The organism is Mesorhizobium sp. WSM4807 (assembly GCF_055811615.1).
Genome location: NZ_JBVVQY010000004.1, coordinates 218535 through 232278 on the forward strand (window position 1 = coordinate 218535; position 13744 = coordinate 232278).

Consider the following 13744-nt stretch of genomic DNA (forward strand, 5'->3'; position numbering starts at 1 on the left):
CCCCTCCCCGCACAAAAAAACCAACTACCCCCAATCCTTGCGTGGTTTTTTTTTTTTTTTTTTTTCCCCCCCCGGGGGGGGGGGCCCCCCCCCCCCCCCCCACCGCAGCTTGACCGGCCAGCCGGTCATAAAAGCCTTCAGTGAACGGACGAGACGCGTGGCTGACCAGACTTTGCCCACCAATGCGTGGCCGGCAGACGCCGCTCCATCCGATCTGATATCGCCGGGCCGCAAGCGGCTCGGCCGGGCGTTGATGGCTGCTGCGACGCTCGGCCTTCTGGCGGTGATCGCAGTTCAGATCCTGTACAAGACCGACGTCAATGCAGTCGGATTCGAGACCTGGCGGCCGGTCGTTTATGCCTATGTGCTGTGGGGTACAGCACTCGGCATCGGCCAGGTGCTGACACGCGGCGAAGACGGCCAGCGCGCGCTGTTCCTGCTGCCGGCGCTGCTGTTCACCGTCGCGATGGTGATCTTCCCGACGCTGTTCGGCCTCTACATCGCGCTGACCGACTGGAACCTCAGTTCTTTCTCCGGCCGGAAGTTCAACGGGCTCGACAATTTCTGGCAGATGCTGGCCGACCCCTACTACCGCAACGCGCTGTTCAACATGGTACTCTACGTGCTTGCGGTGCTGGTCGAATATGTCATCGCCTTCGGCCTTGCCTTGCTGCTCAACGCACAGATCAGGGCGCGCAAATTCTTCCGTGTCGTCTTCCTCATGCCGTTGATGCTGTCGCCGGTCGCGGTGTCGTGGATGATCGGCAAGTCGCTGATGGAATACCGGTTCGGGCCGGCCGCAACCCTGGCGCGCCAGCTCGGCTGGGAAAATCCCGCCTTCTTTTCAAACCCGATCACCGCCCGCATCTCGATCATGGTGCTGGATGCCTGGACGTTCATCCCGTTCATGATGATCATGCTGCTCGCCGGCCTTCAGGCGATGTCGCGCGAAGTGCTTGAGGCGGCCAGGGTAGACGGCGCCAATGCCTGGCAGACCTTCTGGCAGGTCACCTTCCCGCTGATGCTGCCGGTGTCGGTGACGGCGATCATCCTGCGCATCATCTTCAAACTGAAGCTTGCCGACATCATCATCACCGTCACCTCGGGCGGCCCGGGCGGCGCGACCGATTCCGTGTCGAGCTTCATCTATCGCGAGTATCGCGACCGCTCGAATGTCGGCTACGGCACCATGCTGGCGATGGCCTACCTCATCATCATCATCGTATTCGTGACGTGGCTGTTGAAATTCGCCAACCGCTTCGTGCGCAACGTCAATTGATAGGGGCGGCGACATGAGCGTTCAGACCACCGACTATGCCGCTTCCGAAATCCGCTCGCCGGCGAGCTTTTTCGCCAACCGCGTCTTCATCTATGGCGCGCTGGTGTTCTGGGCCTTCATTTGCCTGTTCCCGATCTACTGGACGATAACCACCTCGTTCAAAACCGCGGTCGACGTCACCCAGGGCCATCTCATCCCGTTCGTCGACTTCCGGCCGGACTGGAAGGGCTGGCGCTCGCTCGGCCTGTCGCCGGACTCGATCTTCCGGACCTCGACGGTGCGCGATGAATTCATCAAGCGCTTCTCGAATTCGGTCATCACCTCGGTCGGCGCGTCGAGCCTCGCCATCGTCATCGGCAGTCTCGCGGCCTATGGCCTCACCCGCTACCGCTATCACTTCGCCTGGTTCAAGAATGAGGACATCTCCTTCTTCTTCCTGTCGCAGCTGATCCTGCCGCCGGTCGTGCTCGCCCTGCCCTTTTTGGTGCTGTACCGGGAAGTCGGCATGCTCGACACGCGCATCGGGCTGATCCTGCTCTACACGCTGATGGTGCTGCCGATCGTCATCTGGATCATGCGCGACCAGTTCAATTCGATCCCGGTCGAACTGGAGGAAGCAGCCCTGGTCGACGGCCTGTCGATCTGGGGCGCCTTCTTCCGCATCGTCATGCCGATCGCGCTGCCGGGCATGGTCGCCGCCTTCATCCTGGCGATGGTGCTGTGCTGGAACGAGTATTTCTTCGCCGCACTGCTGACCTCGACCGATGCCAAGACCATTCCCGTGATGGTGGCGAGCCAGACCGGCTCGCAGGGCATCAACTGGTGGTCGATGGCCGCACTCGCCACCGCCGCGATCACGCCGCTCGCCGTCATCGGCATCGCGCTGGAGCGCTATCTGATCATGGGCATGACCGCGGGCGCGGTGAAGTAGACCGCCCTGCCTTCCCTTCTCCCCTTGTGGGAGAAGGTGGATTGGCGCGTAGCGCCGAGACGGTTGAGGGGTGCTGGAAGAAATGAGGCGTCGCGTTCCCTGGAACACCCTCATCCGACCGAGCGGAGCCTGTCCTCGGGCTTGCCGGAGGCAAGACCCGTGGGCTCGGCCACCTTCTCCCACAAGGGGAGAAGGGAGAAACCGCTCTAGGCTAAAAGTATCGCCCTCAAATGATCGAGGATCATCGCGACGCCCTTTTGCCCCAGTTCCGCCGAGGCGTCGGGGGCGGTCGCCGTGTACCATCCCGTATTGTCGGTAAAATGGCCGGCGTCCACCGCTTCCGGGCATAGCGCCAGCATCAGCGACGTCTCGCCGATGCCGGCATGGTCGAACGGATATTGGCCATACATCGCAGCCGGCATCAGCGGATGCACCTGTATCCAGTTGAAGAAATTGGCGCCCTCGGCGTGCTCGGCATAGTAGCCGGCCATCGTCTCCGAGCCCCACCAGCCCTCGCCGCGTTCCTTCTCCAGGAAACGGAAGATCGCCAGGCGGCCAGCGGTCTTGAAAGCGAGATCGGTCGGCATGCCGGCAACAAAGTTCTCGGTCTGGTGGTGGATGATGGCGTGGATGTTGCGAAAACCGATGCGCAATAGGCTGTAGAACAGTTCCTCCGCGAACGGCGCCAGCGCCCTGCCGCCGACCTGAACCGACCCATTGCCCTCCGGCGGCGCCACCGCGTAGCTCGCCGCGCCATAGTAGAAGGCTGGCAGGATGACAATGTCGGCTTCCTTTTCGAACAGCTCCAGCATCTTGACCACCGCAAGCGTATCCATGCCGACGGCCATGTGCTCACCATGGTATTCGAGCACGCCGAGCGGGAGCACGACCGGCCAGTTCTCGGCGATCGCCTTGCGGATCTGGTGCGGCAGCATCAGCTCGTAGCGCATGACGCCTACTCCATGTTGGTGTGGCGGGCGGCGTCGATACGGCTTTCGCCGATCCGAGCCAGCACAGTGCCAAGCTCGTCGAGCGCAATTCGGACCAGATCTGTGCCGGCATTGGTCACGATGGTTCGACCAATTTCCCGGAACCCGAAACTTGCCTGAATGTTTGGGCCATTTTTTCCCCGAACAGCTTGTTTTTGCTCATGCTATCACCGTGAAAGTTCGTGTCCAACGGCTCGGAGTGCTTTTGCAGCGCCCCAGGCGTGATAGTGTCATGGCAATTGCAAAGGTGAGGAAAACGGCAGGACATGAAGACACGGCATTTCGACCGCATCGGCAATGGCGGCATCAGTTTCACGGAACTCGGCTTCGGCACGGCGCCGCTCGGAAACCTCTATCGCGCCGTCTCCGATGAAGATGCCAACGCCACTCTGGAGACCGCCTGGCGGGTCGGCTGCCGCTACTACGACACCGCGCCGCTCTACGGGCTTGGCCTGTCGGAAACGCGGCTCAATCCGTTCCTGCGCTCGAAAAAGCGCGACGACTACGTGCTGTCGAGCAAGGTCGGCCGCATCATGCGGGCCTGCCCGCCGGACCAACGCACCGGCATCGGCAAGTTCTTCGACACGCCGTCGCGCCGCGAGGTCTACGACTACAGCTATGACGGCGTCATGCGCTCCTTCGAAGCCTCGCTCGAGCGCCTCGGCGTCGACCGCATCGACATCCTTTTCGTGCATGACGTCGACGTCTTCACGCATGGCAGCAAGGAGGCCTCGGACCAACGCATCGAGGAGTTCATGCGCTCGGGCTATTACGGGCTGCTCGCCTTGCGTGACCAGGGCGTCATCAAGGCGTTCGGCGGCGGCATCAACGAATGGCAGGTTGCCCAGACACTTGCCGAGCGTGGCGACTTCGACCTTTTCCTGCTAGCCGGGCGCTATACGCTGCTGGAGCAGGAGGCGCTGCAGTCCTTCCTGCCGCTATGCCAGAAGCGCGGTATAGGCATCGTTCTCGGCGGGCCGTATAATTCCGGCATCCTGGCAACCGGACCGAAGCCCGGCGCCCACTACAATTATTCCGAGGCGCCGCAGGACATCATCGACCGCGTCACGCGCATCGAGGCCGTCTGTAAACGCCATGGCGTGCGCCTGATCGAGGCAGCACTGCAATTTCCGCTGCTGCACCCTTCGGTCGTGTCGGTGATCCCCGGCGGACAGCGGCCGAGCGAGGTCGAAAGCAACCGGTCGCTGCTCGACGCGAAGCTGCCATCAGCACTCTGGGCCGATCTCAAAAAGGAAGGGCTGATGCGCGCCGATGCACCGACGGCATAAAGCCGTCCGCTGTCATCTCGACAATATGAGCCCACAAAAGTGGGTGCAAAAGAAAAGCCGGGGCATGCCCGGCTTTTCTGGTCTCTGAAAAGGGTAAGAAGGCGCTTAGTTGACTGCGTCCTTGAGGCCCTTGCCGGCCGAAAACTTCGGCACGGTGCGCGCCGGAATCTGCACTTCCGCGCCGGTCTGCGGATTGCGGCCGGTCGAGGCAGCGCGTTTTGACACGGTGAAATTTCCGAAGCCGACAAGCCGGACATCGCCGCCCTTCTTCAGTTCGCCGGTGATGACGGAGAACACCGCATCAACCGCCGACTGCGCGTCACCCTTCGAAATACTCGCGGCATCGGCGACAGCGGACACCAGTTCGTTCTTGTTCATAAAAATTCCCTTCCATGAGAAACCGGAACGTAGACTCATCCGGCAGGAAACGGACTTTAGAAAGAAGCGCTTCCGCAACCAAGTCGAAAAGCGTCAATAGAGTCGAAAAAACCGCGGAATTCCGGGGTTTTTCACATGAAAAAGCCGGGCGCTCGGCCCGGCTCTCTCTTGTGCATTGCAACTTTAGAAGGTGCTAATGAGCCAGCGACTTGCCGGCGTCGTCTCCGGCATCCACCGCAGCCGGCGCATTGACCGGTTCAACCCAGTCGATCGGCTCCGGCATACGCACCAGCGCATGGCGCAAGACTTCACCGACCCGCCCGACCGGAACGATCTCCATACCGTTCTTAACGTTGTCCGGAATCTCCGCCAGATCCTTGGCATTGTCTTCCGGGATCAGCACCTTCTTGATGCCGCCGCGCAGCGCTGCAAGCAGCTTCTCCTTGAGCCCGCCGATCGGCAGCACCCTGCCGCGCAGCGTGATTTCGCCGGTCATCGCCACATCGGCCCTGACCGGAATGCCGGTCAGCACCGAGACGATCGCCGTCGCCATCGCCACACCCGCCGACGGTCCATCCTTGGGCGTTGCGCCCTCGGGCACGTGAACGTGGATGTCGCGCTTGTCGAACAGCGGCGGCTCGACGCCGAAATCGATAGCCCGTGAGCGGACGTAGGAGGCCGCCGCCGAGATCGATTCCTTCATCACATCGCGCAGATTGCCGGTCACCGTCATGCGGCCCTTGCCGGGCATCATGACGCCTTCGATCGTCAGCAGCTCGCCGCCGACTTCCGTCCAGGCGAGCCCGGTGACCACGCCGACCTGATCGTCGGCCTCGACCTGACCGAAGCGGAAGCGCGGAACACCGAGGTAATCGGCGAGATTGTCCGCCGTGATGTCGACCGTCTTCTTCTTCGTCTTCAGGATCTCGGTCACCGCCTTGCGGCCGAGCTTCATCAGCTCGCGCTCCAGGCTCCTGACGCCCGCTTCACGGGTGTAGGTCTGGATGATGCCGCGGATTGCGTCCTCGCCGACGGAGAACTCCTTCGGCTGCAGCGCATGATCGCGGATCACCTTGGGCATCAGGTGGCGCTTGGCGATCTCGATCTTCTCGTCCTCGGTGTAGCCGGCGATACGGATGATCTCCATGCGGTCCATCAAGGGCGCAGGGATGTTCAGCGTGTTCGCCGTCGTCACGAACATCACGCTCGACAGGTCGTATTCGACTTCGAGGTAGTGGTCCATGAACGTCGAGTTCTGCTCGGGATCGAGCACCTCGAGCAAAGCCGATGACGGATCGCCGCGGAAATCCTGGCCCATCTTGTCGATCTCGTCGAGCAGGAAGAGCGGGTTGGACTTCTTCGCCTTCTTCATCGACTGGATGACCTTGCCGGGCATCGAGCCGATATAGGTGCGCCGGTGACCGCGGATTTCGGCCTCGTCGCGCACGCCGCCCAGCGCCATGCGGATAAACTCGCGGCCGGTCGCCTTGGCGATCGACTTGCCGAGCGAGGTCTTGCCGACGCCGGGAGGTCCGACGAGGCACAGGATCGGCCCCTTCAGCTTCTTCTGGCGGCTCTGCACGGCGAGATATTCGACGATGCGGTCCTTGACCTTGTCGAGGCCGAAATGGTCGGTGTCGAGCACGTTCTGCGCGAAGGCCAGATCCTGCTTGACCTTGGAGTTCTTGCCCCACGGTATCGACAGGATCCAGTCGAGATAGTTGCGCACGACGGTCGATTCAGCCGACATCGGCGACATCGTCCGCAGCTTCTTCAGTTCGGCTTCCGCCTTTTCGCGGGCCTCCTTGGAGAGCTTGGTCTTCTTGATGCGCGCCTCGATCTCGGCGGCCTCGTCGCGGCCGTCCTCGCCCTCGCCGAGCTCCTTCTGGATCGCCTTCATCTGCTCGTTGAGGTAGTATTCGCGCTGCGTCTTCTCCATCTGGCGCTTGACGCGCGAACGGATGCGCTTCTCGACCTGCAGGACGGAGATCTCGGCTTCCATGAAGCCCATCGCCTTTTCCAGCCGCTCCTTGACCGAAAGCGTGGCCAGCATCTCCTGCTTCTCGGGGATCTTGATGGCAAGATGCGAGGCAACCGTATCGGCGAGCTTGGAATAGTCGTCGATCTGGCTGGCGGCACCCACCACTTCGGGCGAGATCTTCTTGTTCAGCTTGACGTAGTTCTCGAAGTCGGTGACGACGGAACGGGCCAGCGCCTCGACCTCGACCTCTTCCTCATCCGGTTCGACCAGCGCCGCGGCGCGGGCCTCGTGGAAGTCGGGACGGTCGGTGAACGAGACGATTTTCGCGCGCGAGGCGCCTTCGACCAGCACCTTCACGGTGCCGTCCGGCAGCTTCAGCAACTGCAACACATTGGCGAGCGTGCCGATGTCGAAGATCGCATCGGACTCGGGATCGTCATCGGCGGCATTCATCTGGGTCGCGAGCAGGATCTGCTTTTCCTGACCCATCACCTCCTCCAGCGCCTTGATCGACTTTTCACGCCCGACAAAGAGCGGAACGATCATGTGCGGGAACACCACGATGTCGCGCAGTGGGAGGACAGCAAAGACGCCGTCGCTGGGAGCCTTGGATATTTTGGCCATTGTCCAACCTTTCATGTCGCGACCGCCAATCGGCCAACCGCGAATCTCATATTAACGACCGAGGATCGTTCCGCCTACCACCGTTTGTGACGGGAGTTTTACAGCACAGAATTCGGCACCCCGGCCTTCCTCAGTTAGTTGGAGGCACGGGGGGCAAAGATCAAGGGTCAACACGAAACCGTTCATCCAATCTGTCACAATCCGTTCATCCAATCTGTCACAACCGTTCATCATAAGTCGGCCCGTCCGCAAAACAAAACGGCGCCTCGCGGCGCCGTTTGAGGAATCTCCACTGCAGGGGCTCACGTCAGGCGCTGACGTTGCCCTTCTTTTCCTTCTGCTCGGAATAGATGTAGAGCGGCCTGGCGTTGCCGGACACCACCTCTTCCGAAATAACCACTTCGCGCACGCCTTCCAGCGCCGGCAGCTCGAACATCGTGTCGAGCAGGATCGCTTCCATGATCGAGCGCAGGCCGCGCGCGCCGGTCTTGCGCTCGATGGCGCGCTTGGCGATCGCCGACAGCGCATTCTCATGGAAGGTCAGGTCGACATTCTCCATCTCGAACAGCCGCTGATACTGCTTGACCAGCGCGTTCTTCGGCTCGGTCAGGATCTGGATCAGCGCCGGCTCGTCGAGGTCCTCCAGCGTCGCCAGGACCGGCAGACGCCCGACGAACTCGGGAATGAGGCCGAACTTCAGCAGATCCTCGGGCTCGACCAGGCGGAAAACATCGCCGGTGCGGCGATCCTCGGGCGAAGCGACGGTGGCGCCGAAGCCGATCGAGGTCTTGCGACCGCGGTCCGAAATGATCTTGTCGAGGCCGGCGAAGGCGCCGCCGCAGATGAACAGGATGTTGGCGGTGTCGACCTGCAGGAATTCCTGCTGCGGATGCTTCCTGCCACCCTGCGGCGGGACGGAGGCGACCGTGCCTTCCATGATCTTCAACAGCGCCTGCTGGACGCCTTCGCCCGACACGTCGCGGGTGATCGAAGGATTGTCCGACTTGCGCGAGATCTTGTCGATTTCATCGATGTAGACGATGCCGCGCTGGGCGCGCTCGACATTGTAGTCGGCCGACTGCAACAGCTTCAGGATGATGTTCTCGACATCCTCGCCGACATAGCCGGCCTCGGTCAGCGTCGTCGCATCGGCCATGGTGAACGGCACATCGATGATGCGGGCCAGCGTCTGCGCAAGCAGCGTCTTGCCGCAACCGGTCGGGCCGATCAGCAAAATGTTGGACTTCGCCAGCTCGACGTCGTTGTTCTTGCCGGCATGCGCGAGGCGCTTGTAATGGTTGTGGACGGCCACCGACAGCACGCGCTTGGCGTAGGGCTGGCCGATGACGTAGTCGTCGAGAACCTTGAGGATCTCCTGCGGGGTCGGCACGCCCTCGCGTGACTTCACCATCGAGGTCTTGTTCTCCTCGCGGATGATGTCCATGCAGAGCTCGACGCATTCGTCGCAGATGAACACCGTCGGGCCGGCGATCAGCTTGCGGACTTCGTGCTGGCTTTTGCCGCAAAACGAGCAATAAAGCGTGTTCTTGGAATCACCGCCGCTGTTGCCGACCTTGCTCATTTTCATGTCCTTTCATAGCCGCCCGCCGATGGTCTGGTTGAAAGGGCGCATAACTCAATCTATCGCGGGAAATCGCCGCCGCCAGTATTCCGGCTCCCGCAACGCATTCCATACGAAACACATATCAGAAAACGTCGCAATGATTCGCACCAACCCCGCACAAAGCTAAGCCGTCGAAAATCAACATAGGCTTAACGTAGGCAATTGCTCCCGTCGAGGGAACAGCCAATTGTGGCCGAAATGCCGCAAGCGGCATCAAAAGCGTGTTTTCCCGCCATCCAACTGCCACCGGGCTTATGCGGCGGCAACCTCAGCCGGCTCGCGCGACGAAATGACCTTGTCGATGAGACCGAAATCCTTCGCCTCGTCAGCGGTCATGAAGTGGTCGCGGTCGAGCGTCTTCTCGATCTCGTCGTAGCTCTTGCCGGTGTGCTTGACATAAACCTCGTTGAGACGGCGCTTCAGCTTGATGATGTCCTGGGCGTGGCGTTCGATGTCGGAAGCCTGACCCTGGAAGCCACCGGAAGGCTGGTGGACCATGATGCGGGCGTTCGGCGTGGCGAAGCGCATGCCCTTCTCGCCTGCGGTGAGAAGCAGCGAGCCCATCGAGGCGGCCTGGCCGATGCACAGCGTCGCCACCGCCGGCTTGATGAACTGCATGGTGTCGTAGATCGCCATGCCCGAGGTGACGACACCGCCGGGCGAATTGATGTAGAGGTTGATTTCCTTCTTCGGATTCTCCGCTTCGAGGAACAGGAGCTGCGCGCAGACCAGCGTCGCCATGCCGTCCTCGACCGGGCCGGTGATGAAAATGATGCGCTCTTTCAGCAGCCGCGAGAAAATGTCGTAGGCCCGCTCGCCGCGATTGGTCTGTTCGACCACCATCGGAACGAGGTTCATGTAGGTTTCGACGGGGTTCTTCATGGACTATCCCTTCTCAAAGGTGGGATTCCGGCGCCGGGGGATATTAGCACATCGGGCAGAATCGGTTCTGGATCGTTGTCCTGTAAATAGGATGCCGGCTCACCCTAGCGCAAGGCCGCCTCTCCTAGCCATCCGGTTAAGTCGAATCAAGGTTTCTGCACAGGATTCGCCCGACCCGGATGCCGGCAGCTTTCTCCCGTTTTTTCAGCCGCGCTGCCGAGTAGCAGTTTCTTAACCGCGTCGCTTAACGAAATGTGTCGAAACCGCTTTCCGGCGACACGGCTTCCCCTACAATTCAACGTTGAACTTGTGTTTTGAGTTCAAACAGGGGGAGTGCCATGATCAGGAAAACTGCTTCCTCGGCCATCGCCAGCCTTGCTGTTCTCGGCATGGTATCCGAAACGGCCGCCGGCGGACGCGCCGTCGAATGCTACGAGCAGGTCAACAGGCCGGCCGTCTTCGAAACAGTCTACGAAAACGCGCTCGTCAGCCCGGCCGGCCAGCAGGTGGAGTATGTTCCCGCGATCTACGGGACGCGCGAGCGGGTGGTGCAGATCGCACCCCAGCGTGTCAGCTACGAGATCATACCTGCCATCACCCGCACCATCTACCGTACGGTGAAGATCAATGACGGCGGCTATTCCTGGGAATGGCGCGTCATCCATGGCCGCAAGGTGCTGTGCAAGATCAGGCACACGGCGCGCTATGAACGCGTGGCCGAGACCGTGGTGGTGCAGCCTGAGCGCCAACGGCGCGTCATCATCCCGCCGAGTAGGAGAGCGTGGCCGAAGAGGTTTTGGTGCAGCCGGAACAACGGCGGATCATCGACGTTCCCGCCTCCTACCAGACAGTGACGCGCCGCGTGGTGGTCAGGGAAGGCTCATCCGGCTGGCGGCGCGTGCATATGTCGAGGCACTGCCGGTACTAGGTCAGACCGCCTCGGCCCGCAGCCACGCCTTCAAGCCGGCGACGTCCCCATTGCCGACAGTCGCCGCGACACGCCTGCCGACAGCTGCGCCAAACTTGTAGCCGTGGCCGGAGCAGGCCGAGACAACAATGCATTTGCCCTTCTCATGCGCCAGGAATTTTTCGTCGGCGGTGAAGGTATAGGCGCAGGTGACGACCTCGGTGATCTTGTATTCTTCGACACGAGCGATCGGCGGCGAAAACAGGTTGCGGATCGCCTCGCCCTCGCCCGCCACCGGCTGGCGGTTCCAGTCGGCGTCGCTGGTCGGCACCCTGTGCAGCCCTGAGCCGAATTTCATGCCGGCGCCGCCGGACGGCGGGACCACGTAGCCGTCGACAGCGCCGCCGACATTGAGGATGACCGGGGCTGCCTGCCATGCCGCTTTCAGATCCGCCGGCGGTTCGACATAGGCAAGCGCGGTGCGCCAGGTCTTCAGTTCGCCGTCCAGTTCCGGAAACAGTTTCAGCACCCAGGCGCCTGATGTGACGACGATGCGGTCGGCCTGCATCGTCTCGCCGCTTTCAAGCACGATGCGGCCGGCCTCGGCGTCGACTTCCGTCACCTTGCTGTTCTCGTAGACATTGGCGCCGTTGGCCCGCAGCCATATGGCCAGACCGGAGGCGATCCTGCGGCAATGCAGCGCACCGCCGTCCGGCGAAAAAAACGCGTAGCGGAACGAGCCGGGCTCAAGGAACCGCCAGCGTCTAGCCGCGGCGTCCGGCTCGAACAGTTCGAACGGGTAGTTCCCGGCTTCCATGCCTTCGCGGTATTCCTCGGCTTCGTCTCCCGGCTCCCGCGAAATGCAGATGAAGCCGCGCCGGTCGAGATGGTTTTCGCCGAGATCGGCCCACATCTCGTCCCAGGCCTCATAGGCCTCGGTGATCAGCCGGCCATAGCCCGCCGCTGCACCATAGGCGCGGCGGATGATGCGGTGATGGTCGCCTGAGGCAGCAAGCGGATTGGGAATCGACCCCTGCTCGACGATCGTGACCCGGTGCCCGGCCTTGACCAGCGACCAGGCCGTCGAAAGCCCTGCAATGCCTGCGCCAACCACGATCACATTCATCAAGTCAGTCTTTCCGCAGCCGCGCCGGCTGGCTCAACTCGAAGGATCACCGGGCGCCAACATACGGTCTGGCGCCAAGCTGGCAAGCCGCGCTAATGATCCAGAATGACCGATTTGGTGCCACCAACTTACCTGGCCTTCGATCCGGCCACCCGCCATGTGCGGCTCGATCCGCACGAGCCGGCTTTCTTCCAGAACCCCTATGAGGCCTATGCCTTTATGCACGGCGCATCGAACGCCTTCTTCTGGGAAGAGTTCGGCTTCTGGTGCTTCGGCGGCTTCGACGACGTCAGCCGGCTGCTGCGCGACCGCCGCTTCGGCCGCCAGAACCCGGCCGGCATCCCGGACAGAAGCGGCATCGGCCGGGATCGCACGCATCTCAACGCCTTCGACGGTGTCGAGGCCAATTCGATGCTGGAGCTGGAACCGCCCGTTCACACCAGGCTCAGAACGCTGGTCAACCGCGCCTTCGTCTCGCGCCAGGTCGAGCGCCTCAGGCCGCGTGTCGAGGCGCTCGCCAACGAGCTGATCGACCGTTTCGAACCGGACCAGGTCGACCTGCTGCCGGCTTTCGCGTCGCCTTTGCCGATCACCATCATTGCCGAAATGCTCGGCGTGCCGGTCGAGATGGGGTCGCAACTGCTCGACTGGTCGCATCGGATGGTCGCCATGTACATGCATGGCCGCACACGCGAAACGGAAGAGACGGCCAATCGCGCGGCGCGGGATTTTTCGGATTTCCTGCGTGGCTATGTTGCCGAGCGACGCAAAAACCCCGGCGATGACCTCCTGTCGCTGCTAATTGCGGCACAGGACGATGGCCAAAAACTCTCGGAGGACGAGCTGGTGTCCTCGGCTATCCTGCTGCTCAATGCCGGCCACGAGGCAACCGTCCATCAGACCGGCAATGCGGTGCGCGCGATCCTCGCGCAAGGCGGCGACCCGCGCCGCTTCTTCACTTCGCCGCAAATGACAGCCGCCACCGTCGAGGAATGCCTGCGCTTCGACGCGCCGCTGCACATGTTTACGCGTTATGCCTATGAAGAGATCGAGGTCGGTCCCGGTGTCATCGTGCGGCCGGGCGAGACGATCGGCCTGCTGCTCGGCATGGCCAACCACGATCCGGCGGCGTTTGCCGAACCCTTCGCCTTCCGGCCGGATCGTGCGGACCAAAAGAACGTCTCGTTCGGCGCCGGCATTCATTTCTGCATCGGCGCGCCGCTCGCCCGGCTCGAATTGCAGGTGTCGCTGAAAACCTTATTCGAGCGCCTACCCCAGCTCCATCTGGCCGAACAGCCGCGCTTTCGCGATACCTATCATTTCCACGGGCTGGAAACGCTCGTCGTGCACACCGGACGGTGATCAAAGCTTGATCACATACTCCTTGCGAGTCGTTTCAAGCACTTCCCAGCTTCCCTTAAACCCCGGCCTGAGCACGAAACTGTCGCCGGCCCTGACGGTGCGCGCCTCGCCAGCGTCCTCTGATATCACCGAGACGCCCGACAGGATGTGGCAGAACTCCCACTCGTCATACTCGATACGCCATTTGCCCGGCGTCGCCTCCCAGATGCCGGCATAGAGCCCGCCGTCCTGCTCCTCGACATTCCAGGTGCGGAATTTTGGATCGCCTGAAATCAGGCGATCCGGCGCCGGCGCGCCAGGTTCCGGCTCGACGCTTTCAGTATCGACGGAGAGAAATTTCGGCGCAGTCATGGAAACTCCTTCCAGCGGGGA

12 protein-coding genes are annotated in these 13744 nt (G+C 61.9%); 5 read left to right on the top strand and 7 right to left on the bottom strand.

Annotated features, from left to right (window positions below; translation table 11 throughout):
• Nucleotides 1-157 precede the first annotated feature (157 nt).
• Together AC0L3N_RS07155 and AC0L3N_RS07160 are read left to right on the top strand one after the other, a co-directional pair.
• Nucleotides 158-1279 (top strand): carbohydrate ABC transporter permease, encoded by a 1122-nt coding sequence (locus tag AC0L3N_RS07155; protein WP_473546649.1) that lies wholly within the window; start codon nucleotides 158-160, stop codon nucleotides 1277-1279.
• 13 nt (nucleotides 1280-1292) lie between these two features.
• On the top strand, nucleotides 1293-2210 hold the full coding sequence (locus AC0L3N_RS07160; RefSeq protein ID WP_473546651.1) for a carbohydrate ABC transporter permease: 918 nt from the start codon (nucleotides 1293-1295) through the stop codon (nucleotides 2208-2210).
• Nucleotides 2211-2416: 206 nt separating this feature from the next.
• On the opposite strand, the gene AC0L3N_RS07165 is transcribed toward AC0L3N_RS07160, so the two are convergent.
• Nucleotides 2417-3160, bottom strand: a complete 744-nt coding sequence (locus AC0L3N_RS07165; protein WP_473546653.1) for a creatininase family protein — start codon at nucleotides 3158-3160, stop codon at nucleotides 2417-2419.
• 305 nt (nucleotides 3161-3465) lie between these two features.
• On the opposite strand from AC0L3N_RS07165, the gene AC0L3N_RS07170 reads away from it, so the two are divergent.
• Nucleotides 3466-4488: an aldo/keto reductase gene (locus tag AC0L3N_RS07170; protein ID WP_473546655.1), complete on the top strand. Its 1023-nt coding sequence runs from the start codon at nucleotides 3466-3468 to the stop codon at nucleotides 4486-4488.
• 105 nt (nucleotides 4489-4593) lie between these two features.
• Here the strand turns inward: AC0L3N_RS07170 and AC0L3N_RS07175 are convergent, their stop codons facing one another.
• The 4 genes from AC0L3N_RS07175 to clpP all read right to left on the bottom strand — a co-directional run bounded on the left by AC0L3N_RS07175 (nucleotide 4594) and on the right by clpP (nucleotide 9977).
• A complete protein-coding gene (locus AC0L3N_RS07175) occupies nucleotides 4594-4866 on the bottom strand; it encodes an HU family DNA-binding protein (protein ID WP_023798342.1) in 273 nt (90 codons plus the stop codon).
• A 193-nt stretch (nucleotides 4867-5059) separates the two neighbouring features.
• A complete protein-coding gene (lon, locus tag AC0L3N_RS07180) occupies nucleotides 5060-7471 on the bottom strand; it encodes an endopeptidase La (RefSeq protein ID WP_095495865.1) in 2412 nt (803 codons plus the stop codon).
• Nucleotides 7472-7778: 307 nt separating this feature from the next.
• Nucleotides 7779-9053 (bottom strand): ATP-dependent Clp protease ATP-binding subunit ClpX, encoded by a 1275-nt coding sequence (gene clpX, locus AC0L3N_RS07185; protein WP_027155315.1) that lies wholly within the window; start codon nucleotides 9051-9053, stop codon nucleotides 7779-7781.
• Between the two features lie 294 nt (nucleotides 9054-9347).
• Complete coding sequence (gene clpP / locus AC0L3N_RS07190; protein ID WP_095485814.1) at nucleotides 9348-9977, bottom strand: ATP-dependent Clp endopeptidase proteolytic subunit ClpP; 630 nt, start codon at nucleotides 9975-9977, stop codon at nucleotides 9348-9350.
• 338 nt (nucleotides 9978-10315) lie between these two features.
• Between clpP and AC0L3N_RS07195 the strand changes: the two genes are divergently transcribed.
• Entirely contained in the window at nucleotides 10316-10831 is a 516-nt protein-coding gene (locus AC0L3N_RS07195) for a hypothetical protein (RefSeq protein WP_473546658.1), read from the top strand.
• 75 nt (nucleotides 10832-10906) lie between these two features.
• Here AC0L3N_RS07195 and AC0L3N_RS07200 read toward each other — a convergent pair whose 3' ends face one another.
• Complete coding sequence (locus AC0L3N_RS07200; RefSeq protein WP_473546807.1) at nucleotides 10907-12010, bottom strand: NAD(P)/FAD-dependent oxidoreductase; 1104 nt, start codon at nucleotides 12008-12010, stop codon at nucleotides 10907-10909.
• Nucleotides 12011-12115: 105 nt separating this feature from the next.
• Between AC0L3N_RS07200 and AC0L3N_RS07205 the strand changes: the two genes are divergently transcribed.
• Nucleotides 12116-13372, top strand: a complete 1257-nt coding sequence (locus AC0L3N_RS07205) for a cytochrome P450 (RefSeq protein WP_473546660.1) — start codon at nucleotides 12116-12118, stop codon at nucleotides 13370-13372.
• On the opposite strand, the gene AC0L3N_RS07210 is transcribed toward AC0L3N_RS07205, so the two are convergent.
• Nucleotides 13373-13723: a cupin domain-containing protein gene (locus AC0L3N_RS07210; protein WP_473546662.1), complete on the bottom strand. Its 351-nt coding sequence runs from the start codon at nucleotides 13721-13723 to the stop codon at nucleotides 13373-13375.
• Nucleotides 13724-13744 lie beyond the last annotated feature (21 nt).

Coding starts and splice junctions, on each gene's coding strand:
- AC0L3N_RS07160 (WP_473546651.1), top strand. CDS start 1,293: ATGAGCGTTCAGACCACCGACTATGCCGCTTCCGAAATCCGCTCGCCG.
- AC0L3N_RS07165 (WP_473546653.1), bottom strand. CDS start 3,160: ATGCGCTACGAGCTGATGCTGCCGCACCAGATCCGCAAGGCGATCGCC.
- AC0L3N_RS07170 (WP_473546655.1), top strand. CDS start 3,466: ATGAAGACACGGCATTTCGACCGCATCGGCAATGGCGGCATCAGTTTC.
- AC0L3N_RS07175 (WP_023798342.1), bottom strand. CDS start 4,866: ATGAACAAGAACGAACTGGTGTCCGCTGTCGCCGATGCCGCGAGTATT.
- lon (WP_095495865.1), bottom strand. CDS start 7,471: ATGGCCAAAATATCCAAGGCTCCCAGCGACGGCGTCTTTGCTGTCCTC.
- clpX (WP_027155315.1), bottom strand. CDS start 9,053: ATGAGCAAGGTCGGCAACAGCGGCGGTGATTCCAAGAACACGCTTTAT.
- clpP (WP_095485814.1), bottom strand. CDS start 9,977: ATGAAGAACCCCGTCGAAACCTACATGAACCTCGTTCCGATGGTGGTC.
- AC0L3N_RS07195 (WP_473546658.1), top strand. CDS start 10,316: ATGATCAGGAAAACTGCTTCCTCGGCCATCGCCAGCCTTGCTGTTCTC.
- AC0L3N_RS07200 (WP_473546807.1), bottom strand. CDS start 12,010: ATGAATGTGATCGTGGTTGGCGCAGGCATTGCAGGGCTTTCGACGGCC.
- AC0L3N_RS07205 (WP_473546660.1), top strand. CDS start 12,116: ATGACCGATTTGGTGCCACCAACTTACCTGGCCTTCGATCCGGCCACC.
- AC0L3N_RS07210 (WP_473546662.1), bottom strand. CDS start 13,723: ATGACTGCGCCGAAATTTCTCTCCGTCGATACTGAAAGCGTCGAGCCG.